Here is a 25,846-nt window from a genome sequence, read left to right as displayed (position 1 = left end):
AGCATGAGATTAGACCCGTGGGCGCCCGCCCACCCCGCAGTGCTCAGGATCACCTACTCCTGGAGTACAGCCGTGCGACGATTTGCATAGTTTTCCCGCACGTTTGTGAGCGGGTTTCGGAGGTTTTCCTGGCAGACGGCGGGGGAGGGAGCAGGCGTGCCCAAGGTGTCCTCGGTGATCGTCCCGTATGCGACCTATCTGCGCGTCTACGAGCCGCTGGCCGCCTTCCCGGAGCCGGAGCGCGGCCACTGGGACCGTTACGCGCGCCGCCCCGACCGCCCGTCGTACCAGGACGAACTGCGCCGTTCCCTGGCCGACTTGCTGCCCACCCCGCCCATCCCGGTGCCGGTGCACGAGAGCGGCGACGCCTTCGTGCTCGAGGCCGACGGGGTCCTGTGCGTGTGCCCGTGGCGCACCCGGCTGCGCGGCTGGCAGGCGCTGGGGGAGCTGGCCGACGAGCTGCCGAAGCCGGTCCTGGACGCGGCGCTGCCGGAGGTCGTACGGCGCCAGACGGCCCAGGACTACGAGCGCTGGCTGGCCCGCAACCCGGACGCCCGGCCGTGGATCCGCACCTCGACCTGGCAGGTGCCGCTGCACTGGTTCGTGCTGGTGTCGGACGAGGAGCGACGCTTCGACAAGGGCTCGGGCGAGATCCCCCCGATGCTGCGCTACCGGACGCCCATGGTGGAGGCGCGGCGGCGGGTGGCGCGGGCTCTGAGGACGCTCAAGGACGCCATCGACGAGGCGCCGCTGATCGACGGCCTGGTGGACGTCGGGCGCTGGCTGGAGGAGTTCCACCCGCGCTCGCTGGTCGAGCTGGACTACGGCGGCCTGGTGCACACCCTGCCGGCCGGCGAGCTGGAGGACGATCACTCGGCGGCCGATGTGGCCGACGGGATCGAGGCGCTGCGGCGCGGTGACGGGGAGGCCGCGGGGGCGGCTTACGGGCGGCTCGTGGAGCGGTGGCGGTCGGTGCGGGACCGGCGGTCGGCGAACTGAGCGGTCGGCGAACTGGGCGGCCGGATGTGACCTGGCACACGCTGTGATGTAACGAACTGGCGTTTGACGGGCCGCCCGTTTTGGGGTTTCGTGCTCGTTCTGGGGTTCTTGATGCCTCGTCAACATCGGACGTAGGTCCCGATACGGGCGTATGCATCAAGGGTGTGTCAACGCACTCAAGCGTGACGGACCGCACGTACGCGGCCCTTGCATCCCTAACCCCTCCTCGTGCCAAAATAGGACAAGGAGTCCGGGGAGGACTCTCTCTCGACATTGCACGCTTTGGGGGGTCTTGGGACTCCTGCACGCCCCTGTGACTGATCGTCACAGTGGCGTGACTGTCCGCTATGGCATGGTCCATCGGCTTCCGTCGCTGATGAACACCTGGGAGGGCAATTCCATCGGTTTGGCCGACGCGGCTGGACAGATGGTGTAGTTGTAGTGCCGAGGACAAGCCGTTCGTCCTATAACCGACTCGACTCGCGTCCGCCATTTCGGGCAACGCGGGTCAAGGTGCAGAATTTAGAGGAAAGAACCGAGAAGGTTCGGTTCTCCCGAGGAGGCCGCTCATGACCGCTCGCACCCCTGATGCCGAGCCGCTGCTGACCCCGGCTGAGGTCGCCACGATGTTCCGCGTGGACCCCAAGACGGTCACGCGGTGGGCGAAGGCCGGGAAGCTTACGTCCATCCGCACGCTCGGCGGACACCGCCGCTACCGCGAGGCTGAGGTCCGCGCACTGCTCGCGGGTATTCCGCAGCAGCGCAGCGAGGCCTGAACAACTGCATAACCGGGCAAAACGGAGGTTCCCCCAACTTCCGTGGCGCCCGAACTCTAGCTCCAAGCGACGCGGGTTCTGCCCCAACAGAGCCCACGCCCAAGCCGAACAGAGCTTCGCAGGCACGCAACAAGGGTGCGTCGTAGATCGCGCTGGACTCCGCCGGGTCCAGCGCGATCTTTTTTGTGTGCGGAGCGTGTGCCGGCGATGGTCCTGTGGGTGGGCTTGTCGGAGTCTGGGGAGGGGTGTCGGATCTCCTGTGGACTCGCCCTGGCTGGTCGCTCAGTGTGCGCGGGGGTGCTCTCCGAAGCTGGTGCAATTGCACATATTAAATTGACCAGTTGTAGGTGAGGTGTAAGTACCGCGCTTCCGGAAACTCATGCGGTGACACCCGTCACATGGTGCGGTGCTTGTCGCCTCTGGGCTGTGTGCGCTAAAGGAAGGCGCGTTCCCCAGCGCCCCACGACAGCACGGGAGTTGACGTCCCAGGCGGTTACGCGGTGGAAGCGGTTTCTCCCTCGCTGACCTCGCGCGGAGTGACCTGGGGAGTGCGCGGGGCGGAGCCCATCGCCAGCCGCAGCAGGTGATGGCAGATCGGGCAGTGGCGGGTGAGGTGTCGGTAGGACGTGGCGGCGGACAGGTGCGCGCGGAGCAACGCCCGCGTTTCGTGCCTAGCCGATGCCGCCATACGCCACCTCCAGGGGCCACGCGGGGAAAGTGCCCTGACTTCTGGGTACCGAGCGAATGTGACTCCGTCAAGGTGGCGTGGGGCTCCGCCGGTGACGCCGCGTGGTGTGCGCCCGGCGCGCCTGTGGTGGTCGTCCCTGGAGGCTGCCGCCCCAGCCCCCCGCTTCGGCCCTGAACGGGCCTCGTCCTCAAACGCCGGACAGGCTGATGGGCGCGGGCCGGCGCCGCATGTGTGGCGGGACATGAAGAAGGCCCGAGTCCCGCGGCGAGTGGTGAGTGGGTCGCCTTGGCGGCGGGACATGAAGAAGGCCCGCGTCCCTTGCCGGGATGCGGGCCTTCGTCGTTCACTGCGGTCCTGACGGGATTTGAACCCGCGGCCTCCACCTTGACAGGGTGGCGAGCACTCCAAACTGCTCCACAGGACCAGGTTTCGCTGCGCCATTCGTGCGTTGCGCTGCGAGAAGAGACTCTACAGGAGGGCGAGCCCCCTGGTCGAACTCACCCAGCGTGCAGGCCTCGTTACGGCGCCAACGCGTCGATCGTCTTCACGATCCGCTTGTCGGAGATCGGATACGCCGTACCGAGCGCGTGAGCGAAATAGCTGACGCGGAGCTCCTCCAGCATCCAGCGGACATCCAGCACCTGCTGCGGCACCGGACGCCCCTGCGGCATCTGCTCCAGCAGCCAGGCGTACTCGTCCTGCATCTCGTGGACCTTCTCCATGCGCGTCGTGTCGCGCTGGACGTTCGTCGGCATCTGCTGCAGACGACGGTCCACCGCGATCAGATACCGCATCAGATCCGCCATACGCCGCAGCCCCGCCTCCGTCACGAAACCGGGCCTCACAAGGGCGTCCAGCTGCTTACGGACGTCCGTGAGGTTTGCCAGCAGGGCAGGGCTCCGTACGGCCTTCAGACGGCGCTCGGCGGCCTGCCAGGCGGCGAGGACCTGCTGCACCTGGCCCACCGTACGCACGGTCGTGTCGACGATCTCGGCGCGCACCTTGTCGTACAGCTTCCGATACGACTCCTCGTCCCACGCCGGACCCCCGAAGTCGCCGATCAGCTTGTCCGCCGCCGCCATCGCGCAGTCGTCGAAGAGGGCCTGGATCGAGCCGTGCGGGTTCGACGACAACGCCAGCTTCTGCGCGTTCGTCAGCTTCTCCGAGGCGAACTTCGCCGGGTTCACCGGGATGTTGCGGAGGATGAGCCGGCGGGTGCCCTTCCACATCGCCTGCTGCTGCTCCGCCTCCGTGTCGAAGAGGCGTACGGAGACCAGGTCCCCGTCGTCCACCAGCGCCGGGTACGCCTTGACCGGCTGGCCGGCGCGGCGGGTCTCGAAGACGCGGGTGAGCGAGCCGATGGTCCAGTCGGTCAGGCCCTGGCGCTCCAGCGACTCGCCGCCCTCGCGGGACGCCGTGGCCGCCGCGGCCTGGGAGAGGGCCTTGCGCGCCTTCGGCTTCAGCCGCAGCTTCAGCGCCTCCAGATCCTTGTCCTCCGCCAGCTTGCGGCGCCGTTCGTCGACGATCCGGAAGGTGATGCGCAGATGCTCCGGCACCTTCGACCAGTCGAAGTCGTCGGCGGTGAAGGGGACCCCGACCATGCGCTTCAGTTCGCGCGCCATGGTCACCGTCAGCGGCTCCTGCAGGGGGGCCGCCGTGTCCAGGAACCGCTTCGCGAAGTTCGGCGCCGGTACGTAGTTGCGGCGGATCGGCTTGGGCAGGGAACGGATCAGTTCCGTCACCAACTCCTCGCGCAGGCCCGGGATCTGCCAGTCGAAGCCCTCGTCCATGGCCTGGTTCAGCACCTGGAGCGGGATGTGGACCGTCACACCGTCCGCGTCCGCGCCCGGCTCGAACTGGTACGTCACCCGGAACTTCAGCGCTCCCTGCCGCCAGGAGTCCGGATAGTCCGCCTTGGTGACCGCCTCGGCCGACTCCCGGATGAGCATCTCGCGCTCGAAGTCCAGGAAGTCCGGCTGCTCGTGCCGCTTGCGCTTCCACCAGGAGTCGAAGTGGGCGCCCGAGACGACGTGGTCCGGGACCCGCTCGTCGTAGAAGTCGAACAGCGTCTCGTCGTCGACGACGATGTCCCGGCGCCGGGCACGGTGCTCCAACTCCTCGACCTCGCTGAGGAGTTTGCGGTTGTCGGCGAAGAACTTGTGGTGCGTGCGCCAGTCGCCCTCGACCAGGGCGTTGCGGATGAACAGCTCGCGGCTGACCTCCGGGTCGATCCGGCCGTAGTTCACCTTGCGCTGGGCGATGATCGGGACGCCGTACAGCGTGACCTTCTCGTACGCCATCACCGCCGCCTGGTCCTTCTCCCAGTGCGGTTCGCTGTACGTCCGCTTCAGCAGGTGCTCGGCGAGCGGCTCGACCCACTCCGGTTCGATCTTCGCGTTGACGCGGGCCCAGAGGCGGGAGGTCTCGACGAGTTCGGCGGACATCACGAAGCGCGGGGGCTTCTTGAACAGGGCCGAGCCCGGGAAGACCGCGAACTTGGCGCTCCGTGCCCCCAGGTACTCGTTCTTCGCGCCCTCCTTCACGTCCTTCATGCCGATATGGGAGAGCAGGCCCGCGAGGAGGGAGACGTGGATGCGATCGGCGGGGGCGTCGTCCTCGTTGAGGTGGATGCCCATCTGCTTGGCGACCGTACGCAGCTGCGTATAGATGTCCTGCCACTCGCGGATGCGCAGGAAGTTCAGGTACTCCTGCTTGCACATCCGGCGGAAGGAGCTCGATCCCCGCTCCTTCTGCTGCTCGCGGACGTACCGCCAGAGGTTGAGGTACGCGAGGAAGTCGCTCGTCTCGTCCCGGAAGCGGGCGTGCTGCTGGTCGGCCTGGGTCTGCTTGTCGGCGGGGCGCTCGCGCGGATCCTGGATGGACAGCGCCGCCGCTATGACCATGACCTCGCGGACACAGCCGTTCTTGTCGGCTTCCAGGACCATGCGGGCCAGGCGCGGGTCGACGGGGAGCTGGGCGAGCTTGCGGCCGCTGTCCGTGAGCCGCTTGCGTACGTCCTTCTGCGTCGGGTCCAGCGCGCCGAGCTCCTGCAGGAGCTGGACGCCGTCGCGGATGTTGCGGTGGTCCGGCGGGTCGATGAAGGGGAACTTCTCGATGTCGCCGAGGCCGGCCGCGGTCATCTGCAGGATGACGGAGGCCAGGTTCGTCCGCAGGATCTCCGCGTCCGTGAACTCCGGGCGGGCGACGAAGTCGTCCTCGGAGTAGAGGCGGATGCAGATTCCGTCGGACGTACGACCGCAGCGGCCCTTGCGCTGGTTGGCGCTGGCCTGCGAGATCGGCTCGATGGGCAGCCGCTGGACCTTGGTGCGGTGGCTGTACCGGCTGATCCGGGCGAAGCCGGGGTCGATCACGTACTTGATGCCCGGGACGGTGAGCGAGGTCTCGGCGACGTTGGTCGCCAGAACGATCCTGCGGCCGGTGTGGGCCTGGAAGACGCGGTGCTGCTCGGCGTGGGAGAGGCGGGCGTAGAGGGGCAGGACCTCAGTGAAGCGGTAGTTCTTCTTCACCAGCGCGTCGGCGGTGTCCCGGATCTCCCGCTCGCCCGAGAGGAAGACGAGGATGTCGCCCTTCCCCTCGCCCTGGAGCTCCTCGACGGCATCGCAGATCGCGGTGATCTGGTCGCGGTCGGCGTCGTCGGAGTCCTCTTCGAGGAGCGGCCGGTAACGCACCTCCACCGGGTACGTACGGCCGCTGACCTCGATGATCGGCGCGTCGCCGAAGTGCCGGGAGAACCGCTCGGGATCAATGGTGGCCGAGGTGATGACGACCTTCAGATCCGGCCGCTTCGGCAGCAACTGCGCGAGATATCCGAGCAGGAAGTCGATGTTGAGGGACCGCTCGTGGGCCTCGTCGATGATGATCGTGTCGTAGGCGCGCAGCTCGCGGTCGGTCTGGATCTCGGCGAGCAGGATGCCGTCGGTCATGAGCTTGATGAAGGTGGCGTCGGGGTTCACCTGGTCGGTGAACCGCACCTTCCAGCCGACCGACTCCCCGAGCGGCGTGTCCAGCTCCTCCGCCACCCGCTCGGCGACCGTACGGGCCGCGATACGGCGGGGCTGCGTGTGCCCGATCATGCCGCGCACGCCACGCCCGAGCTCGAGACAGATCTTCGGGATCTGCGTGGTCTTACCGGACCCGGTCTCACCGGCCACGATCACGACCTGGTGGTCGCGGATGGCGGCCGCGATGTCGCTCTTCTTCTGGCTGACCGGCAGCTGCTCGGGGTACCTGACCTCGGGCACAAGGGTGCGCCGGGTGGCGATACGCTCCTCGCCCCTGGCGATCTCCGCCTCGATCTCGGCGAGCACGGCGGCGCGCGCCTCCGGCTTACGGATCTTGCGCGCACCTTCGAGCCGCCGGCCGAGCCGCTGCGCGTCACGCAGGGAGAGCTCGGGCAGGCGGGGGGCGAGGGCGCCGAGGGCGGGGGCAGGGTGCGTAGACATACGCGATCCAGGATCTCATCCCGTCGAAATCCGTGGCGAACGCTTTTGTCGCGACGGCGAAGGGCGTGAAGGCGAAGGGTGTGACGGAGAGAGCCATGAAACACCGAGGGCTCCGACCGCATGGTCGGAGCCCTCGAGATGGTGGCTGGGGCCGGGGTCGAACCGGCGACCTATCGCTTTTCAGGCGATCGCTCGTACCAACTGAGCTACCCAGCCACGAGGCCTACAAGAGGCCTCAGCGGTCCTGACGGGATTTGAACCCGCGGCCTCCACCTTGACAGGGTGGCGAGCACTCCAAACTGCTCCACAGGACCAAGCTGTGCGTACGACAGTGTCGCACACCGTACTGCGTGCCCCCAACGGGATTCGAACCCGTGCTACCGCCTTGAAAGGGCGGCGTCCTAGGCCGCTAGACGATGAGGGCTATCGGCCCGCCTGGGCGCTTCTCAGCGCGTCGGGGACGTGAGAAGCATATGGGATGGCGGGAGGTATCGCCAAAACGGTTTACGGGGAGGGGCTGGGGGTGGGCGTCGGCGAGTCGCTCGGCGAGTCGCTCGCGCCCGGTTGGTTCTCCTCCACCAGGTTGCGCCGCACCTCAGCCGTCGTCAGGCCCAGGCCGCCCAGCTCGATCTCGTCCCAGGCCTGGAGGCGGTGGGTGTCGCGGTCGAAGTAGAGGATCGAGGTCTGGATGGGGTCGGGGTGTTTGCCCTCGATCGCGCGTAGGCCGCTGCCGCCGGTCGAGCCTTCGACGCGGAGGCGGGTGCCGTAGGGCAGGACCTCCATCTCCTGGTGATGGATGTGGCCGGCCAGGGCCAGGGGGACCTCGCCGTCGGTCTGGCCGGCGGCGATCGGTTCGTGGGCGACGGCGACGTCCACGGGGGTGCCGGCGGCCTTCTGGTCGCGCAGGGACGTGGCCAGGCGGGCGCCTGCCAGTTCGTTGGCCGCGTCGCCGCCGGGGATCTTGGAGCGGTCGGGGGTGAACTGGGGGTCGCCGATTCCGGCGAAGCGCAGGCCCGCGACGGTCCGTGCCTTGCCGTCGTCCAGGACGTGGACGTTCTTGAGGTTTTCCAGGTAGCGCTGGGTGAGGCGGGAGTCGTGGTTGCCGCGGACCCAGACGTAGGGCGCGCCGAGGTCCTCGATGGGGTCGAGGAAGCCGTTCTCGGCGGCGGTGCCGTGGTCCATGGTGTCGCCGGAGTCGACGATCACGTTGACCTTGTACTGGTCCACGAGCGAGGCGATGATCTTCCAGCTCGCCGGGTTGAGGTGGATGTCGGAGACGTGCAGGACGCGGATGGTGCTCGGGTCGGGTGCGTAGGCGGGGAGCGTGGAGGTGGCGTCGTAGAGCTTGGTCACGTTGGTGACCAGGCGGGCCAACTCCTTTTGGTAGACGTCGAATTCGGTGACGATGCTGCGGGCGTTGCCCACCAGGGACGGTGCGGAGGAGAGCAGGCCCGAGAACTTCGGTTCCAGGACGGATTCGGGGTTCCAGGTGGCGTATGCCGTGCCGCCCGAGGCCGCGAGCAGGGTGAGGGCGAGGCCGCCGGCGGCCAGGGCGCGGCGGGGGCGGCGGTAGACGGCGAGGCCGAGGGCGGTGGCGCCGGTGACGACGGCGACGCAGGAGCGCAGGGCCAGGTCGCGGGTGCCGTGGGCGACGTCCTGGGTGACCTCGTCCTGGAGGCCGGAGAGTCGTTCGGGGTGGTCGACGAGGGCCTGGGCGCGGGCCGGGTCCAGTTGGTCGACGTTGACGTCCAGGCGGACGGGGGCGATGTGGCTGTCCAGTTGGAGGGCGCCGAGCGGGGAGACGTTGATCTTTGTGCCGCCGGTGGTGGAGGGGCGCAGGGTCATCGTCGTGTTCATCGGGCCGACCGGGACGCGTACGTTGCCGACGATCAGCAGGCCGAGCCAGGCGCCGAGGAGGACGACGGTGACCAGGCCGAGGGCGCGTGTCCAGGGGTGGGGCTGGGTGACGAGTTCGGGGGTGGGGCTCGGGCGGCGGGTGGCGTAACGGCGGGCGAGGGCGCGTGGCGCCCTGGGGAGCGAGGCGAGAACCTTCCGGACTGCGGCGGGGACGCGGGCCATTGGTCCCGTATGCCCAAGTGCGCGGGTGGGTATGCGGGGCCGTTGGCGGCTCCTTCACGGCGGGTTCGTACCCGACAATGGGCCTGTGCTGGAGATGACGCGCGAGGAGTTCGAGGAACTGGTCGCCGAGGCGCTGGACCGGATCCCGCCGGAGTTGACGCGGCTGATGGACAACGTCGCGGTGTTCGTCGAGGACGAACCGCCGACGGACGATCCCGAGCTGCTCGGTTTGTACGAGGGGACTCCGCTGACCGAGCGCGGGGAGTGGTACGCCGGGGTGCTGCCGGATCGGATCACGATCTATCGGGGGCCGACGCTGCGCATGTGTGCGTCGCGGGAGGAGGTCGTCGAGGAGACCGAGGTGACGGTGGTGCACGAGATCGCGCATCACTTCGGGATCGACGACGCGCGGCTGCACGCGCTCGGGTACGGGTGAGTCGGGTACGGGTGAGGGGGATCCCGGGTCTTTCGGTGGCGGGTGTGTGTCCTGTCGCGCGGGGCGCGTGTCCTCTTGTGGGCGGCGGGAGTTGGGCAGGTTGACTTCTTCGCCCGCCCCTGGAGGTGGCTCCCGTGCGCCCCTTGTACGTACCTGTCCGTCTGGCTGCCACGGTGATGGCCGTCGCCGCTGCCGCCGGCTGTATGAGCGTGGGTGACGACGCCGGAGGCGGGAGCGCGAAGCCCTCGCACTCCGCGGGTCAGCGCGGTGGTGAGGCGCCCGACGGGGGGTCGGCCGTGTCGGGCGGCGGGTCCGGGTACGGGGCGCACGTGGACGACCGCAAGCGGGAGAAGGAGAAGGGCGAGAAGGGCAAGGGGAAGGGCGAGAAGGGGGCCGAGGAGTCGGCGTCCGCCTCGGCCTCGCCGTCCGCGGACGTGAGCGCGTCCGCTCCCGCGGGGGGCAAGCCGCCGGTCAAGCCGGGGCAGACCGAGAAGCCGGGTCCCACCCGTACGGCCGATCCGACGCCCACCCGGACGCCGGATCCGCAGCCGACGCCGACCGAGCAGCCGACGTCCGCCGTGCCGACGCCCACGGAGGCCGAGCCGTCGTCGTCGGCGCACGAGGAGACGGGGCCGCAGCTGGCTCAGCGGGAGCCGGCGCCGGCTGCGGGGGCGCCCGCCTGACGTGGGGGCGGCGGGGGCGAGGGGGTGGTGGCACGTGACGTTGCCTACACGGGTGGCGGTCGGTTTGCCTTGGGGGGTCGAGGGTGCGTATGGTGGTAGATCGTTTGATCCCATTGCCCGGCGCCAACGCAGAGCGCGCCGTGTGGCGCGTTCTCTCCCTTGCCGTGGCTGACCGCATAGAGGCGGTCGTATTGCGAAATCACGGAGTTGACGGGCGCGTGCCGACGAGACTCCGGAAGGTTTCGCTTAAGCATGTCCATTTCCAGTACTGATCACGTCGTCGTGCCCGAGAACGAGGGCACCGAGGACGCTCCCGAGGTCACCTTCGCGGACCTCGGTCTCCCCGAGGGCGTCGTGCGCAAGCTCGCCCAGAACGGCGTGACCACCCCCTTCCCGATCCAGGCCGCGACCATCCCGGACGCCCTGGCCGGCAAGGACATCCTCGGCCGTGGCCGCACCGGCTCCGGCAAGACCCTCTCCTTCGGTCTGCCCACCCTGGCGACGCTCGCCGGTGGCCGCACCGAGAAGCACAAGCCGCGCGCCGTCATCCTCACCCCGACCCGTGAGCTCGCCATGCAGGTGGCGGACGCCCTCCAGCCGTACGGCGACGTCCTCGGCCTGAAGATGAAGGTCGTCTGCGGCGGTACGTCCATGGGCAACCAGATCTACGCCCTGGAGCGCGGCGTCGACATCCTCGTCGCCACCCCGGGCCGCCTGCGCGACATCATCAACCGCGGCGCCTGCTCGCTGGAGGACGTGAAGATCACCGTCCTCGACGAGGCCGACCAGATGTCCGACCTGGGCTTCCTGCCCGAGGTCACCGAACTGCTCGACCAGGTCCCGTCCGGCGGTCAGCGCATGCTCTTCTCCGCGACCATGGAGAACGAGATCAAGACCCTCGTCGACCGGTACCTCACCAACCCGGCCACGCACGAGGTCGACGCCGCCCAGGGTGCCGTGACGACCATGTCGCACCACATCCTGATCGTGAAGCCCAAGGACAAGGCGCCGGTCACCGCCGCGATCGCCTCCCGCAAGGGCCGCACCATCATCTTCGTCCGCACCCAGCTCGGCGCCGACCGTGTCGCCGAGCAGCTGCGCGACTCCGGCGTGAAGGCCGACGCGCTGCACGGCGGCATGACGCAGGGCGCGCGGACCCGGACGCTGGCCGACTTCAAGGACGGGTACGTCAATGTGCTCGTCGCGACCGATGTCGCCGCTCGCGGTATCCACGTCGACGGCATCGACCTCGTGCTGAACGTCGACCCCGCCGGTGACCACAAGGACTACCTGCACCGGGCGGGCCGTACGGCGCGTGCGGGGCGTACCGGTACGGTCGTCTCCCTCTCCCTGCCGCACCAGCGCCGCCAGATCTTCCGGCTGATGGAGGACGCGGGCGTCGACGCCTCGCGCCACATCATCCAGGGCGGTGCCGCCTTCGACCCGGAGGTCGCCGAGATCACCGGCGCCCGTTCGATGACCGAGGTGCAGGCCGAGTCCGCGGGCAACGCCGCGCAGCAGGCCGAGCGTGAGGTGGCTCAGCTCACCAAGCAGCTGGAGCGGGCGCAGCGGCGTGCCGTCGAGCTGCGGGAGGAGTCCGACCGGCTCGTCGCCCGCGCGGCGCGCGAGCGCGGTGAGGACCCGGAGGCCGCGGTGGCCGAGGCGCAGGCGGCGGCGGTCGAGGCCGTCGAGGTGGCCGTGCCCGAGCAGCCGGCGGCGCAGGACGTCGACAAGACGGAGGCTCCGGCGTACGAGCGTCGTGAGCGTCGTGACAACGACCGTGGCGGGTTCCGCCGGGACGACCGTCGGGATGACCGGGGTGGTCGTTCCTTCGAGCGCCGGGACAACGACCGCGGTGGGTTCAACCGTGACCGTGGCGACCGTGGGTTCGAGCGTCGTGACAACGACCGTGGTGGCTTCCGCCGGGACGACCGTCGCGACGACCGCCGGGATGACCGGGGTGGCCGTTCCTTCGAGCGCCGGGACAACGACCGCGGTGGGTTCAACCGTGACCGTGGCGACCGTGGGTTCGAGCGTCGTGACAACGACCGTGGCGGCTTCCGCCGGGACGACCGTCGCGACGACCGCGGTGGCCGCTCCTTCGACCGCGACCGTGGTGGCCGTTCCTTCGAGCGTCGTGACAACGACCGTGGTGGCTTCCGCCGGGACGACCGGCCGGCCGCTCGTCCCTTCGAGCGTCGGGACGAGCGCGGTGGGCACCGCGGCAGCGACCGCCCCTTCAACCGCGACCGTCGCGACGACCGCCCGGGCTTCCGCGCCGGCGGCCACGACCGGCCCAGCCACGACCGGCCCGGCCACGACCGCCCGTACGGCCGTCGTGACGACCACCGCGGTGGCGGCTCCTTCCAGCGCCGCGATGACAAGCCGCGCTGGAAGCGCAACAGCTGACGGCTGAGCAGTACAGAGACAGAGCGCCGTGGTCCGGTTCGGGCCACGGCGCTCTGCTGTGTAGGGAGCGTGAGTGGACTGTAAGATCAGCCCACTTTTGAGGGAGATGTGACGGCCGGGGCCGGGGACATCTGACGCACCGCACGCTCTCCCTCGCGTTTCTGGGGAGGATTCGCCTTGGCTCGTCATGCCTTCGTACGTCTTTCGCGCGCGAGACGCGCGGCCGTCGCCGTCGCGGCTTCCGCGGCCCTCGCTGCTGGGCTGAGCCCGCTGCTGCCGGCCGCGTCGGCCGTGGAGGGCGCGCAGGAGACGGTGGTGCCGGCGACGCTGCGGAGCAGCTACCTGTGGGCGTCGCTCCACTACGCGGGCACGGGCACCGGTCATGACGGAGCGGGCAGCCAGGGCGTCTTCCACCGTATGGAGGGCAGCAACGAGCTGCTCTGGACGCGGTACGCGGACGGCACGACCCGGGCCGTACCGACGAAGGAGGGGGCGACCTTCACCTATGCGACCGGCACCGACGTCCTGCCGTATCGCTACGCAGACGGCCGGGTCGAGCTGTGGAACGCCTCGGACGACACGACCCGGACGGTTCAGGTCCCCGCGGGGCAGAACCTGATCACCGCGTACGACGGCGTGGTCGTCACGTCCAGCACCGCCACCGCGGAGGACGGCACGACCGTCAAGACGGTGCACCTGTTGAGCCCGGAGGCCGACGGCACCACCCGCGACGTGGCGGTCGACGACCTGCCCGCGGGCCTGCGCATCGGTGCTCCCCGGGGCGCCGACGCCACCAGCCTGTTCCACTACGGCCAGTACGAGGGCCAGACCGTCGTGGTCGGCGTCGACCGGCAGACCGGACGCGTGACCGGCTGGACCCGGCCGCTGGCCCAGGCGTACCCCGGCATCGTGGTCACGGCGGACCACGTCGTGCTGTACTACGCCGCTGACGCCAAGGTGCTCGTCCTGCCCCGGGCGGACCTGTCCGCGGCGCCGACCGAGGTCACGCTGCAGAGCGAGGGTGTGAACCCCGCCCTCGGCCTGGCGGTGATCGGCGACTGGCTGGTCTTCCGCTCCACCAGCAGCACGGTGGTGAAGGCCCAGCCGATCGCGGGCGGCGCCGCGGTGACCCTGCTGACGTCGTCCGACACCCGTGGCCTCTCGGTCTCCCACGACGGCACCGCAGCCGTAGTGGGCCGTACGTCCACCGCTGCCGATGACTGGGGCATCCAGCGCATCAGCCCGGGCGCGGACGGCGGGGCCCCGGTCGTCACCCAGGTCAAGGCGCTGCCGAAGCCGCCGGTCGAGATCCAGGGCCTCGCCCTCGAACAGGGGCGGCTCCTCGTCGCCGACGACAGCCGGTACGGCAACCGCGACAGCTACCTGCGGACCGTCGCCGCGACCGGCACGCCCGAGTTCGGCGCGCGTTCCTCGTACGACGGAACCGACCTGTTGCTCCAGGACTGCCCGCCGGCGGAGGGCGGCTGCCGGCTGTACGGCACGGCCGACAACCGTGCCGTCTGGCTGGCGAAGGACACGGCGGACCACGACCGGCTCCGCGTCAACGGCCCCGCCCCGTACAGCTTCTGGGAGCGCGGGGTCCCCGCGGGCGGGCGGATCACCGACGTCTCCGGCCAGTACCTGATCCACACGACCGCGACCCAGCAGACCGTCCTCAAGATCGGCAACGACGGTACGGCGGCGATGACCCGCACTCCCGGCGCCGCCGCCCTCTCCGGCGACACCTTGTGGACCGCGGGCACCACCCCGGGCAGCGTCACCGCGTACGACCTGACCGCGAGGAAGACCACCGAGACCCTCGCCACCGACGCCGGTTGCATCCCCACCGAACTCCAGGCGCTCGGCCGGTACCTGTACTGGACCTGCGCAGACGGCAAGGCCGGTGTCTACGACCGTACGGCCAAGGCGTCCGTGCCCGTGCCGGCGGGCGAGGCCAAGCTCGGTGACGGGTACGTCGTCACGCACGACAAGCAGGCCGGGAAGCTGACGCTGACGACCGTCGCGGGCGGCACGCCCGCGAGCCGCGTCATCGGCGATCTGCCCGACACCGGGGTCTCGCAGCGCGACGTGCGCTGGACCGTCGACGAGTCGGGCGCGAACGCCGCGTACGTCGACGACCAGGAGCGCGTGCACCTCGTACCGTCCGGAGTCGCGCAGCAGCCGCTGCGGCTGCTGGGGCCGGCGCAGAGTGCGTCGTACGTCGAGGCGCGCACGATCGACGCGACGCCCGACACCCTGACCACTGTGCAGCTGTCGAAGCCGTCCGCGGGCTGGGAGCTGACCGTACGCAACCGCGCGACCGGCAAGATCTACAACGCCGGCCGGTACAGCGGTGCGGCGCGCGGCGAGCTGAGCGTCGGCTGGAACGGTGACGACCCGACAACGACGGCCGGCGGGGACGTGTTCCTGCCGAACGGGACCTACGACTGGACGCTCACCGTCACACCGGCCGACGGCGTCGGCGACCCGCTGGCGGTGCGCGGCTCCGTGAAGCTGCTGCACGGCGACCCCGCGCGCCATGACCACGTGGGCTCGGACGGGCTGCCCGACGGTGACGGCGACCTGCTCACCCTCAACTCCTCGGGGACGCTGACCTTCCAGCAGGGCACGGGCAAGGGCACGTTCTCCGGGAAGGTGTCGGGAAGCGGCTGGTCGACGTCCGTCGTCGCGGTGCCCTTCGGGGACCTGAACGGCGATCGCTGCAATGACGTGCTGGTGCGGATGGGCGACGGCTCGCTGCGCGGCTACAAGGTCAAGTGCGGTCTGGCGCCGGAGACTTCGATGGCGTACACGAAGCTGGGTACTGGCTGGAACGCCTACAACGTGCTCACCTCGCCCGGTGATCTGACCGGTGACAAGCGGGCCGACCTGCTGGCGCGGAAGGCGTCGACCGGGGACATCTACCTCTTCGCGGCGAAGAGCGACGGGACGCTTGCGGCGGGGAAGAAGATCCGTTCGGCGTGGACCGGTTACCCGAAGATCCTGGGCGCCGGGGACCTGAACGGCGACGGTCACGGGGACGTCCTCGCCCGTGACAAGGCGGGGGCGCTGTGGCGCTACAACGGCCTGGGCAACGGTCTGTTGAAGGATCGCGTGAAGGTCTTCACGGGCTGGGGCACCGGCTACAACGTCATCGTCGGCCCCGGGGACATCACCGGGGACGGGAAGGCCGACCTCGTCTCGCGGGACGGCAGCGGCAATGTCTGGCGCAACAACGGTGACGGCAAGGGGTCGTTCGGGGCGCGGGTGAAGATCGCGGGCGGCTGGCAGGGCTACAAGGGCCTTTTCTAGCCAAGTTGTGACGTGTGTCATGCCCCCGGCGCGGGAATCGCTGGGGACATGACAGATGACGCCATAGCGAGTGGGCTGTCTGACGAAGAGCGGCTGGCCCAGCTCGGCTACACGCAGGTTCTCGCCCGCCGCATGTCGGCGTTCTCCAACTACGCGGTCTCCTTCACGATCATCTCGGTCCTGTCGGGCTGCCTGACCCTCTATCTGTTCGGCATGAACACGGGCGGCCCGGCGGTGATCACCTGGGGCTGGGTGGCCGTGGGCCTGATGACCCTCTTCGTCGGCCTGTCCATGGCGGAGATCTGCTCGGCGTATCCGACGTCGGCGGGACTGTACTTCTGGGCACACCGGCTCGCGCCGTCGCGTACGGCCGCCGTCTGGGCGTGGTTCACGGGCTGGTTCAACGTGCTGGGCCAGGTGGCGGTGACGGCGGGCATCGACTTCGGGGCCGCGTCCTTCCTGGGCGCGTACCTGAACCTGCAGTTCGGTTTCGAGGTGACGCCGGGCCGCACGATCCTGCTCTTCGCGGGGATCCTGGTGCTGCACGGCCTGCTCAACACCTTCGGCGTACGCATCGTCGCGCTGCTCAACGGCATCAGCGTGTGGTGGCACGTGCTGGGTGTCGCGGTGATCGTCGGCGCGCTGGCCTTCGTACCGGACGAGCACCAGTCCGCGTCCTTCGTGTTCGGCGAGTTCGTGAACAACACGGGCTGGGGCAGCGGGGTGTACGTGGTGCTGCTGGGCCTGCTGATGGCCCAGTACACCTTCACCGGCTACGACGCCTCGGCGCACATGACGGAGGAGACGCACGACGCGTCGACGGCGGGCCCGAAGGGCATCGTGCGGTCGATCTGGACGTCGTGGATCGCGGGATTCGTGTTGCTGCTGGGCTTCACCTTCGCGATCCAGTCGTACGAGGGTGCCCTCACGTCCCCGACGGGCGCGCCGCCCGCGCAGATCCTGCTCGATGCGCTGGGCGCGACCGCCGGCAAGCTTCTGCTGCTGGTCGTGATCGGGGCGCAGCTGTTCTGCGGGATGGCGTCGGTGACGGCCAACAGCCGCATGATCTATGCCTTTTCGAGGGACGGGGCGCTTCCCTTCTCCCACGTCTGGCACACGGTCAGCCCGCGCACGCGCACGCCGGTCGCGGCGGTGTGGCTGGCGGCGGGCGGGGCGCTGGTCCTCGGGCTGCCGTATCTGATCAATGTGACGGCCTACGCGGCGGTGACCTCGATCGCGGTGATCGGCCTGTACATCGCCTACGTCATCCCGACGCTGCTGCGGCTGCGCAAGGGGGAGGCCTTCGAGCGGGGGCCGTGGCATCTGGGCCGCTGGTCGGGGGTCGTGGGGGTGGTGGCGGTGGCGTGGGTCGGCGTGATCACGGTGCTGTTCATGCTGCCGCAGGTGTCACCGGTGACCTGGGAGACCTTCAACTACGCGCCGATCGCCGTCCTGGTCGTCCTCGGCTTCGCCACGACCTGGTGGCTGGCCTCGGCCCGGCACTGGTTCCTCAACCCCGACCACGAGCGGACGATCGCCCGGGAGGCGGCTCGGGCGGGGGCGCCTGAAGCGGTGGATCCGTAGGGCCACGGCGGCGCGCGAGGGCTTGTTTCCTCGCCGTCCGCCACCGTCGACGTGGCCGTGTCCCCGATACCCGATCGGAGACACGGCCACGGGCGGCTATGCTCGGGGTGGCAACATCGCCTGGGCCCTTAGCTCAATTGGCAGAGCAGTGGACTTTTAATCCATTGGTTGTGGGTTCGAGTCCCACAGGGCCTACAGGTTGCAGGTGGGGGTTGACCCCTCTGACCTGCTACGCAGCGCCTGAGTCGGCTTCGGTCGGGTCGGGCGCTGCTTCGTTCTCAAGCCATTGCGTGAGCGATGCGTGAGCGGATGCGCTCGCGGCTTGCGGATCGCGGGCTGCTGGGGCGGACGAATCAGCAGCCGCCGGACGCGACCGGGGGATCAGCTTTGCTGCCTTCTCGGCGATTTCGCGGTCCAGCTCAGGGAGCAGGCTCGTGTACGTGTCCGAGGTCAGCGTGATCGTGGAGTGCCGCAAGGTCTCCTTCACCGTGTGGATGTCGCCGCCGCCTCCGTGCGTGAGCGTCGCGGCGACGTGGCGGAGGTCCCGGAGGGTGATGGGTGGCAGGTCGGTCGTGGCGAGGATGCGGCGGAAGGTCTCGGAGACCGTGCCGGGATGGAGCCAGGAGCCGTCTTCCTTCGTGAAGACCTTGCCCGTGTCCTGCCAGGCATCGCCCCACTGCGCGCGCTCCTTCTCCTGGCGGGCTTTGTGCTCGCGCAGTTCGGAGATGGTCGTGCTGTCGAGCGCGATCGTGTTCGCGCTTCCGTCCGTCTTCGGCTCCGACTCGTAGGGGTCCCAGCCGTCCACCACGATCTCCTTGGCGGGGGTGATGAGTCCGGCGTCGAGGTCGATCTCGTGCCAGTCCTGGCCGACCGCCTCGCCGCGACGGAGGCCGCGGGTGCCCATGAGGTGGAAGATCGCGTACAGGCGGTCGCCCTCGGCCGCGTCGAGGAAGGCGCCGAACTGCTGCGGGGTCCACACCATCACGGGGCCAGGGATTTCGCCCGTCCCGCGCCAGCGCCGGACACGTTCATCGGTCCAGAGGAGTGGCTTCGGGCGCTTGCCGGACTCCAACTCGACGTGGGACGCCGGGTTGAAGGTGATGAGCTGCTGGGCGATCGCTGAGTTCAGGGCCGCGCGCAGGGTGCGGCGGATCGCCTGACGGGATGCCGGGCCGGTGATCTTCCGGAACGGCTTCATCTCCGCCAGCTTGGCCCGCTCGGCTGCGAGCAACTTCCGCTCGGCTCCTACGGGGCGGCCGGGCTTGCTCGGCTTGCAGCGGGCGATCTGCTCGCGGCGGGCCTCGTTCTCGGCCGCGATGACCTCGTTGTCGTCGGCTATCCCGTCGAACATCTCCACCAGGTGGCCGACGTTGAGGCGGTCGAGGCGTACGTGGCCGATGCGCGGCTTCAGGTGGACGCGGATGTGGGAGGCGTAGCCGTTGAGCGTGGTCTTGCGGCGCTTCTTCGCGGCGAACCACTGGTCGAGCCACTCGCCGACGGTGAGGCTGCCACGGAGGGCCAGGCCCGCCCTCAGACGGCGTCGGGTCTCCTCGATGGCGGGCAGCGGGGCCTTCTCGGCTGCGACCTCCTCCAGCAGGGCTACGAGGCGCTGGAGGCTGTCGGGGTCGTCCTTGTCCGCCAGGGCGAGCAGAGCGCGGACGTGGTCGAGGTCCGACTGGGCGTCCTTCAGGGACTCGTAGCCAGCGCGGCTGAAGGAGCGGCGGGTGCCGTCCTCGCGGGGTGGCAGCTCCTGGCGTATGGAGTGGTAACCGTGCTTCCGGCTTTTGCGCTTCGGGCAGGAGGAGCCGAGTTCCTTGCCGGTCTTCGGGTCGCGGCACGAGCAGCGGCGGTAGGTAGAGCCCTTCAAAGGCGTTCCTCCGGGGTGTCGGTATCGGGTTCGGGCGCGTCGACGTCGCCCAGTGCGGGTGGCAGATCGGGTGGGATGGCCCCCTCCTCGCGGAGATCGCGTCGGAGGTGGCGGAGGCTGTACTTGGCGGAGATGGCCTGATCGGCGTACTTGGCCCGCTGGCGCTCAGCTTCTTCCTGCTGGGCGCGGCTGGTGGCCGTCTTGGCTGCGAACCGTGCCCGTTCTTCCTCTTCTAGCGCGGCGAGGGCAGTGCTCACGAGGCTGGCGTGGGCCTCGAAGTCGGGGACCAGGCCCGCGTCGTAGCCGAACACGTCCTCTTCGCCGGTGAAGCGGCGCAGGGCGTCCCAGGTGGGCACGAGGTGCTGGAACGGAAGCTCCTGGGTCTCCTCGACGTAGCCGACAGGGAAGACCAGGCAGACCGGATACGTCTCCAGCGCGGCGGCCAGGACCATGACGTCCACCAGCGGGAGATTGGCCCGGCGGCCGGACTCCATGTTGGCGATCACGTTGCGCGGGATGGGATGCCCGAGCTGCTCGCACCGGTCCGCCAGTTCCTGCGCGCTCCATCCCATCTCCTTCCTCCTGCGCCGAACTTCGCCGGCCACGTTGGCCTTGACCCGGTCCGCCCACTCCGGGACGTCGTCCTCGTCACTTCCATCATCGAAACCGCGTTGTGTCATGCAGACACATTAACTTCGTCATCCTGGTTTGTAGGCGCCTGGAGACGGATGTGACGACCGCGTTCGCCGAGGGCTGCACGGAAAGGGGCGCACTGCATGCGCGAAGACACGACGGCCGGACGACCGAAGGGCGCGAAGGGGATGAGCCGGGAGGAGCTGCTCGCTCTCCCCGTATCGGTTGACCTGGACACGGGCAATCGGGCTCTGGGGCTCGGGCGTAGCAAGGGGTACGAGCTGGCGAAGCGCGGCCAGTACCCGTGCAAGGTGCTGCGGCTGGGCAACGCCTACCGAGTGGTGACCGCCGATCTGTTGCAGCTGCTGGGTCTGGCGGCGTGAAGGGGCGGGAGCGTAGCAGACAGTTCTGCGCTGAGCTGACACAGAAACGCTGGACTGTGGCGGGGCGTGGACGTACTGTCCGTGTTCCCTCGCGGTGTCCGAACGCCCGCGAGAAGAGGGAGAGCCCCCGGCGGTGCAACGCCGGAGGCCCGATGACTCCCCACCAATCCGATGCGAACCGACCCGGCGGCACGGGCATGCCAGCCCGCCACCGCCAGACGAGGAGCCGCCGAGTGCAACCCGAGAACCCCGAGTCCTATTCCGCCTCCGCCGAGGCGGTCTGGCCCACCACCGCCATCCCCGGCCGACCGGGCGCCCACCTGCGCGCCGCACAGGCTGACGGCGTCGGCCCGGACCTGAGCGATGACGCGCCCGCCCACAGCGCCGATGCGGCGGACGCGACGAGCGGGTTGGAGGCGATACCCGATGCGGAGCCGACGGTCGGCTCGAAGCTGCTGGACGAACTGCGTGAGCAGATAGCCCAGTTCGTGATCCTGCCCCCGCCGCAGGCGCTGGACGCCGTGACGCTGTGGGTGGCGGCGACGCACTTGCAGCCCGCGTGGCAGCACGCGCCGCGTCTGGCGGTGGTGGGGCCGGCGAAGCGGTGTGGCAAGTCGCGGCTGCTGGACGTGCTGACCGAGACGGTCCACGAGCCCATGCTCACCATCAACACCACACCGGCAGCCATCTTCCGCTCGATCACCGAGGAGAATCCGCCCACGCTCCTGGTGGACGAGGCGGACACCATCTTCGGCACCCCGAAGATGGCCGAGAAGAACGAGGAGATGCGTGGCCTGCTCAACGCCGGTCACCAGCGCAACCGCTACGTGACCCGGGTCGTCGGCAACGACCACACCCCGCACCGGTTCGCGACCTTCGCCATGGCGGCCATCGCGGGGATCGGCGATCTGCCCGACACGATCATGGACCGGGCGGTGGTGATCCGGATGCGGCGCCGGGCCGAGGGCGAGAAGGTCAAGCCCTTCCGCTCCCGCCGCGACATCCCGGCCCTGCATGATCTGCGCGACCGCATCGCCGCGTGGGCCAGGCCCCTGCTGGACGAGGCCGCGAACCTGGAGCCGGACATGCCGGTCGAGGACCGCGCGGCGGACACCTGGGAGCCGCTGGTGATCGTCGCCGATCTGGCCGGTGGGCACTGGCCCCGTCTGGTGCGGGTGGCGTGTGCGCGGATGGTCGCCGCCGAGGCGGCGACCGAGGAGGACCACCCGAGCGGGGCGCGGATCCTCGCCGACATCCGCCGGGTCTTCGTCGCCCAGCGCGAGGTGGACAGCCTGTCCACCGAGGAACTCCTGCACCACCTGTGCCAGGATCCCGAGGCCCCGTGGGGCGAGTGGGGGCGCGGCGGGCTGACCGCCCGTGAGCTGAGCAGGATGCTGCGTGAGTTCGACATCAGGCCCGGCAACGTCCGCATGGCCGACCGGACTCAGCGCAAGGGGTACATGCGCAACAAGTTCCTCGACGCCTGGCGCCGGTACTGCCCCGCAGTCCACCCCGTCGACGCCGACCCAGGCTCCGGCTCCGGCTTCAGCGAGGGCTGAGCCCCGCCCCCTGGTTGCCGTACTTGTCGTCCCTGCCGTGATCTCGCAGGTCAAACGGCATGCGGCCAAGACGGAAGCGAGGGCCAAGACGGCAACGCGATCATGACCGGCGCGTTGCCTGCCCAAGACGCGGTCCCGATCCGTCTTGTGCCGTACCCCGCCGTCCTGCCGTATCAGCACAGGTCGCAGCCCTGCCCTCCGGGACGGAAGAGGCAACGCCACCGTCTCGACGCGGGACACGGCCAAACCCGAAACCAGGTGCCCGTCAAACGCACCGACGTCTTGTTCCGAGTCGGAACAAGACGTCGGCAGCGCCCGCCAGGACGGGGAACCTAGGCGCTCGCCGTACCCACTCTGACCTGCGCTTGCAACGGCCAAGACGGCAAAGACGCACCACGCCACTACCCCAGGAGCACCCCGCTTGAGGATCCCGATCATGTCTCGTCGCCCAGACCGCCCGTCCCTGGACGACCAGCCGGCGAAGGCGAAGCTGAGTGCGGAGCAGTATGTGCTCCGCACGGCCGGCATCGTCATCGCGGCCCTGACCGCAGGTGCGTTCTGGCTCTCCTACGCGCACCTGGCCGAGGTCGCCGCCCAGCATGGACTCCGTGACTCGCCGACCCGCCGCTGGGCGTGGCCCGCGACGCTGGACGCGTTCATCGTCGCGGGCGAGCTGCTCATGCTCCGTGCTGGCCTGCGCCGCGTCACTGACAAATGGGCCATCGGTGTCACCGCCATCGGATCGGTCGGCTCCATCGGGCTCAACGTGGCTGGCGTGACCGGCACGCGCGAAGTCGGCAGCGTGCCGTTGCTCGACTACGTGGTGGCCGCGGTTCCCCCGGCCGCCGCGATGGTGGCCTTCGGCGTGCTGATGCGGCAGATCCACGAACTGGTCGCACAGCCTGCTGCCAGTCATCCAGCCCCGGATTCTGTGCAGGTGCCGCAACCAACGGCCACCACATCCGTCCACCCCGCGAAGTCGTCGGCCACCGCAGTCGGCCAGTGGGCCGAGGCTCCGGTCGAGCACATCCGGCCGGCCGAGCTACTCATCGAGCCCGCCCGGGCCACGGAGCCACCGGCCGCCACATCCGTCCAGTCGCCGGAATCGCCCGCCGACGCTGCAGCGGGCAAGCCGCGCGGTGGCCGTCCGCCTGGCGCCCCGCTTGAGGTACTCGTGGAGATCGGCCGGGCTGCTGCCGCTGAGCAGGGCAAGCTCACCCGCGCCGTCGTCCGAACAGCGGTTGAGGACAAAGGGCTGACGGTCGGCAGCAAGCGGCTGACCGAGGTGATGGACATCCTCCGGGCCGACCTCGAAGCCGCAGCGGAGACCGATCCGGCCGGCGGCTGACCTCAACTCCTGCCGGGTGACCGGAACCCTTCCGGTCACCCGGTCCGCCCGTCACAGCCCCGCGCAACGCCCGATCGTCCACACCTGCGGACGAAGCGGCAGCCGTCCGAACCCCCTCTGAATCGTCGCGGTGCCCCGCACACCCTCCCCACCCCTTCTCCGGAGAACCGTCCATGGCGCACGACCCACTCCATCCCGACAACGCTCCCGACGAGCTGCTGCTGGCGAAGTCGCCTACGCTGATGGACCGTTGGCGCCGCGCCTTCGGACGGGCTGCCCCGGGCGGAGCCAGTAGTACCCCGAGTCCGACTCAAGGCCGGACATCGGGGGTCTCCGCCCCGGGGGTGGCGGAGGAGGCCCAGCGCCAGGGGGCGCAGGACCAGGAGGCCGGGGCCGAGGGCGGCTCCGACCCGGATACGCTCCACGCCGTCCAGCGCGCGACCCTGCGCCCCGCCTCCGCCGCCGACACCGCTGAGAGTGTCGGCGGTGAGCCTGCCGTGAAGAGCGTGCAGCCCGCCATCCGCCGCTTCACCGGTACCAAACGCGACGAGCGCGTCGGCCCTCTGCGCTTCACCGCCGATCAGCTCGCTCTGCTCCGGGACGCCACGGCCCAGCATGGCTACAAGGGCGAGTCCGGTTTCGCCGCCGACATCGTCCTCGCCTTCGTCACCGGCCGGTTCACCGCCAACCTGCCCCTGTCCGAGGACCGCCGCCGCACCCACATCTTCCGCGCCCAGGCCCTGCGCCAGCTCAACCGGATCGGCGTGAACGTCAATCAGATCGCCCGTGCCCTCAACAGTGACCACACCCCACCCGACATCCGCCAGCGACTGACCGAGCTCCAGCAGCTCCTGGAGCTGATCGCCGAGGCCCTGCGTCAGCCCGCCGACTCGGAGACGGAGGCAGCCGCGTGATCGCCGCCATCAAACCGGCCGGGTCCAACACCCGCGGCCTGCTCGCCTACCTCTACGGCCCCGGCCGCCACGACGAGCACCTCGACCCGCACATCGTCGCCGGGTTCGCGATGCTCGGCATGCCCGACCCCGGCCGCGACGAGAACGCCACCCTCACCGCGCTCGCCCGCTACCTCGACGAGCCCGTCCACCTGCGCAACAGCGAGTTCGGCAAGAAGGTCTCCGACCATGTCTGGCACTGCCCCGTCCGCGCCGCCCCCGAGGACCGCTACCTCTCCGACGCAGAGTGGGGCGAGATCGCCCAGCGCATCGTCCAGGCGGCCGGAATCGCCCCCGCCGGCGACGACCTGGCCTGCCGCTGGATCGCCGTACGCCACGCCGACGACCACATCCACATCCTCGCCACCACCGTCCGCGAAGACGGCCGCCGCCCCAAACTCCACGACAGCGGACTTCGCGTCGGCGACGCCTGCCGCGAGATCGAGAAAGAATACGGGCTCCGGCAGTTGAACAAGGGCGACCGCACCGGCACCCGCCGCCCGACCCAGGCCGAGATGCACAAGGCCGAACGCCTCGGCTGGGAACAGCCCAGCCGCGAGTGGCTCCAGGACCGCATCCGCGCCGCCATCCCGCACGTGACCAACGCCGAGGAATTCATCGCCTACCTGCAAGCCGACGGCATCGAGGTCCAGGCCCGGCGCGGTCCGTCAGGAGACCTCCTCGGCTACGCCGCCGGCCGCTCCGGCGACCTCAACGAGAACCAGGAGCAGATCTTCCACCCCGGAGGCAAGATCGCCCCCGACCTCACCCTGCCCAAAATCAAGGCCCGCCTCGAATCCAGCCAGCCCGAAGAACACCCCACCGCCCGCCGCGACCGCCCCAGCACCCCCTGGCAGCAGGCCACCGAGGCCCTCGACGCCCTCCACACCGACCTGGCCGACGACAGCCACGCCCAGGCCCACGTCACCGCCCTCGGTGAACTCCTTGAAGCCACCGCCCAGAAAGCCCCCGAAACTCTGCGCGCCGAACTCCAGGCCGCATCCAAGGCGTTCGCCCGAGCTCAGCGTTCCCAGGTACGGGCGGAAGACCGTGCCGCTCACGCGCTGCGTAGCGCTGCCCGCGACATCGTCCACACCGCCACCGGACCCGACGGCAGCGCACTGGCCGCCTTGGTCGCAGCCCTCGTCTGGGCGACCATCGTCGCCGGGCGCTGGCACGAAGCGAAGAGCCACGCTCACCAGGCCGACGCCGCCCGCCAGGCCGTCCGGCACCTCCAGGCAGCCGCAGACCGAGCACTTGCTCCGACGCTCGCCGAACTCACAGCCCGGCCGCCCAGGGATCAAGCCCGCCGTGTTCTCGCCAACGACGTACGAGCAGCTGTCCCTGACCACGCCGAGCGGATCCTCGCCGACCCGGCCTGGCCGGCGCTCGCCACCGTCCTCGCTGACGCCGAAGCCCGTGGCCACCAGCCGCACCAGCTCCTCAAGGAGGCTGCCGCCCAACGCGAGTTGACCACTGCCCGCCAACCCGCCCGCGTGCTGATCACCCGCATCCAGCACACCGGCCGGAACCCGGCACGCAACCGTCTTGCCGAAGCCGCCCGCCTGCAGTCGACCATGGCAGGCTCGATCCCCACTCAGCAGACCGGAAACAGTCGGCTCCCCTCGGTGGCTCCGCCTACCAATCAGCATCACCGACAGCGCCGATAGACAC

Annotated in this window: 17 protein-coding genes and 5 tRNA genes; 13 read left to right on the top strand and 9 right to left on the bottom strand. The window is 69.8% G+C overall.

Annotated features, from left to right (window positions below; translation table 11 throughout):
• Window positions 1-156: 156 nt before the first annotated feature.
• Window positions 157-999 carry a hypothetical protein gene (locus PBV52_RS22720; RefSeq protein WP_274240692.1) on the top strand — a complete coding sequence of 281 codons (843 nt, stop codon included), beginning with the start codon at window positions 157-159 and terminating at the stop codon, window positions 997-999.
• A 569-nt stretch (window positions 1,000-1,568) separates the two neighbouring features.
• Window positions 1,569-1,775 carry a developmental transcriptional regulator BldC gene (gene bldC / locus PBV52_RS22715; protein ID WP_003949541.1) on the top strand — a complete coding sequence of 69 codons (207 nt, stop codon included), beginning with the start codon at window positions 1,569-1,571 and terminating at the stop codon, window positions 1,773-1,775.
• 493 nt (window positions 1,776-2,268) lie between these two features.
• Here the strand turns inward: bldC and PBV52_RS22710 are convergent, their stop codons facing one another.
• The 7 genes from PBV52_RS22710 to PBV52_RS22680 form a co-directional block, all read right to left on the bottom strand.
• Window positions 2,269-2,463 (bottom strand): DUF6274 family protein, encoded by a 195-nt coding sequence (locus PBV52_RS22710; RefSeq protein ID WP_274240621.1) that lies wholly within the window; start codon window positions 2,461-2,463, stop codon window positions 2,269-2,271.
• 349 nt (window positions 2,464-2,812) lie between these two features.
• Window positions 2,813-2,887: transfer RNA gene (locus tag PBV52_RS22705), tRNA-Asp, on the bottom strand.
• Window positions 2,888-2,981: 94 nt separating this feature from the next.
• On the bottom strand, window positions 2,982-6,926 hold the full coding sequence (hrpA, locus tag PBV52_RS22700) for an ATP-dependent RNA helicase HrpA (protein ID WP_274240620.1): 3,945 nt from the start codon (window positions 6,924-6,926) through the stop codon (window positions 2,982-2,984).
• A 139-nt stretch (window positions 6,927-7,065) separates the two neighbouring features.
• Window positions 7,066-7,142: transfer RNA gene (locus PBV52_RS22695), tRNA-Phe, on the bottom strand.
• 23 nt (window positions 7,143-7,165) lie between these two features.
• Window positions 7,166-7,240, bottom strand: a tRNA-Asp gene (locus PBV52_RS22690).
• Between the two features lie 37 nt (window positions 7,241-7,277).
• Window positions 7,278-7,350: transfer RNA gene (locus PBV52_RS22685), tRNA-Glu, on the bottom strand.
• Between the two features lie 80 nt (window positions 7,351-7,430).
• On the bottom strand, window positions 7,431-9,005 hold the full coding sequence (locus tag PBV52_RS22680) for a metallophosphoesterase (protein WP_274240619.1): 1,575 nt from the start codon (window positions 9,003-9,005) through the stop codon (window positions 7,431-7,433).
• Window positions 9,006-9,090: 85 nt separating this feature from the next.
• On the opposite strand from PBV52_RS22680, the gene PBV52_RS22675 reads away from it, so the two are divergent.
• The 6 genes from PBV52_RS22675 (at window position 9,091) to PBV52_RS22650 (ending at window position 17,624) form a co-directional block, all read left to right on the top strand.
• Window positions 9,091-9,441 carry a metallopeptidase family protein gene (locus PBV52_RS22675; RefSeq protein WP_274240618.1) on the top strand — a complete coding sequence of 117 codons (351 nt, stop codon included), beginning with the start codon at window positions 9,091-9,093 and terminating at the stop codon, window positions 9,439-9,441.
• 134 nt (window positions 9,442-9,575) lie between these two features.
• Window positions 9,576-10,124 carry a hypothetical protein gene (locus tag PBV52_RS22670; protein ID WP_274240617.1) on the top strand — a complete coding sequence of 183 codons (549 nt, stop codon included), beginning with the start codon at window positions 9,576-9,578 and terminating at the stop codon, window positions 10,122-10,124.
• A gap of 252 nt (window positions 10,125-10,376) precedes the next feature.
• Window positions 10,377-12,533 (top strand): DEAD/DEAH box helicase, encoded by a 2,157-nt coding sequence (locus tag PBV52_RS22665; RefSeq protein WP_274240616.1) that lies wholly within the window; start codon window positions 10,377-10,379, stop codon window positions 12,531-12,533.
• 177 nt (window positions 12,534-12,710) lie between these two features.
• A complete protein-coding gene (locus PBV52_RS22660; protein WP_274240615.1) occupies window positions 12,711-15,845 on the top strand; it encodes a VCBS repeat-containing protein in 3,135 nt (1,044 codons plus the stop codon).
• 48 nt (window positions 15,846-15,893) lie between these two features.
• A complete protein-coding gene (locus tag PBV52_RS22655; RefSeq protein ID WP_274240614.1) occupies window positions 15,894-17,429 on the top strand; it encodes an amino acid permease in 1,536 nt (511 codons plus the stop codon).
• Window positions 17,430-17,551: 122 nt separating this feature from the next.
• Window positions 17,552-17,624, top strand: a tRNA-Lys gene (locus PBV52_RS22650).
• Window positions 17,625-17,658: 34 nt separating this feature from the next.
• Here PBV52_RS22650 and xerC read toward each other — a convergent pair.
• Both xerC and PBV52_RS22640 read right to left on the bottom strand, forming a co-directional pair.
• Window positions 17,659-19,296 (bottom strand): tyrosine recombinase XerC, encoded by a 1,638-nt coding sequence (gene xerC / locus PBV52_RS22645; protein ID WP_274240613.1) that lies wholly within the window; start codon window positions 19,294-19,296, stop codon window positions 17,659-17,661.
• The gene (locus tag PBV52_RS22640) at window positions 19,293-19,976 is read right to left on the bottom strand and encodes a helix-turn-helix domain-containing protein (RefSeq protein WP_274240612.1); all 684 of its coding nucleotides are present in this window, start codon (window positions 19,974-19,976) and stop codon (window positions 19,293-19,295) included. The genes xerC and PBV52_RS22640 overlap by 4 nt, the downstream gene beginning before the upstream one ends.
• Before the next feature lie 96 nt (window positions 19,977-20,072).
• On the opposite strand from PBV52_RS22640, the gene PBV52_RS22635 reads away from it, so the two are divergent.
• The 5 genes from PBV52_RS22635 to PBV52_RS22615 all read left to right on the top strand — a co-directional run bounded on the left by PBV52_RS22635 (window position 20,073) and on the right by PBV52_RS22615 (window position 25,842).
• Window positions 20,073-20,312, top strand: a complete 240-nt coding sequence (locus PBV52_RS22635; protein ID WP_115907254.1) for a hypothetical protein — start codon at window positions 20,073-20,075, stop codon at window positions 20,310-20,312.
• A gap of 233 nt (window positions 20,313-20,545) precedes the next feature.
• A complete protein-coding gene (locus PBV52_RS22630) occupies window positions 20,546-21,871 on the top strand; it encodes a DUF3631 domain-containing protein (protein ID WP_274240610.1) in 1,326 nt (441 codons plus the stop codon).
• Window positions 21,872-22,307: 436 nt separating this feature from the next.
• Window positions 22,308-23,219, top strand: coding sequence for a DUF2637 domain-containing protein (locus tag PBV52_RS22625; protein WP_274240609.1), 912 nt, complete (start codon window positions 22,308-22,310; stop codon window positions 23,217-23,219).
• Window positions 23,220-23,392: 173 nt separating this feature from the next.
• Window positions 23,393-24,133: a MobC family plasmid mobilization relaxosome protein gene (locus PBV52_RS22620; protein WP_274240607.1), complete on the top strand. Its 741-nt coding sequence runs from the start codon at window positions 23,393-23,395 to the stop codon at window positions 24,131-24,133.
• Window positions 24,130-25,842, top strand: a complete 1,713-nt coding sequence (locus PBV52_RS22615; RefSeq protein WP_274240606.1) for a relaxase/mobilization nuclease domain-containing protein — start codon at window positions 24,130-24,132, stop codon at window positions 25,840-25,842. The genes PBV52_RS22620 and PBV52_RS22615 overlap by 4 nt, the downstream gene beginning before the upstream one ends.
• Window positions 25,843-25,846: the final 4 nt, after the last annotated feature.

The sequence above is a fragment of the Streptomyces sp. T12 genome, assembly GCF_028736035.1.
Classification (GTDB): Bacteria; Actinomycetota; Actinomycetes; order Streptomycetales; family Streptomycetaceae; genus Streptomyces.
The sequence above is the reverse complement of the archived record's forward strand: the minus strand, read 5'-3'. Positions and strand labels throughout refer to the sequence as shown.

Bases quoted from the DNA above. Each gene is read 5' to 3' on its own strand.
- bldC (WP_003949541.1), top strand. From the start codon at position 1,569: ATGACCGCTCGCACCCCTGATGCCGAGCCGCTGCTGACCCCGGCTGAG.
- PBV52_RS22710 (WP_274240621.1), bottom strand. From the start codon at position 2,463: ATGGCGGCATCGGCTAGGCACGAAACGCGGGCGTTGCTCCGCGCGCAC.
- hrpA (WP_274240620.1), bottom strand. From the start codon at position 6,926: ATGTCTACGCACCCTGCCCCCGCCCTCGGCGCCCTCGCCCCCCGCCTG.
- PBV52_RS22680 (WP_274240619.1), bottom strand. From the start codon at position 9,005: ATGGCCCGCGTCCCCGCCGCAGTCCGGAAGGTTCTCGCCTCGCTCCCC.
- PBV52_RS22665 (WP_274240616.1), top strand. From the start codon at position 10,377: ATGTCCATTTCCAGTACTGATCACGTCGTCGTGCCCGAGAACGAGGGC.
- PBV52_RS22655 (WP_274240614.1), top strand. From the start codon at position 15,894: ATGACAGATGACGCCATAGCGAGTGGGCTGTCTGACGAAGAGCGGCTG.
- PBV52_RS22640 (WP_274240612.1), bottom strand. From the start codon at position 19,976: ATGACACAACGCGGTTTCGATGATGGAAGTGACGAGGACGACGTCCCG.
- PBV52_RS22635 (WP_115907254.1), top strand. From the start codon at position 20,073: ATGCGCGAAGACACGACGGCCGGACGACCGAAGGGCGCGAAGGGGATG.
- PBV52_RS22625 (WP_274240609.1), top strand. From the start codon at position 22,308: ATGTCTCGTCGCCCAGACCGCCCGTCCCTGGACGACCAGCCGGCGAAG.
- PBV52_RS22620 (WP_274240607.1), top strand. From the start codon at position 23,393: ATGGCGCACGACCCACTCCATCCCGACAACGCTCCCGACGAGCTGCTG.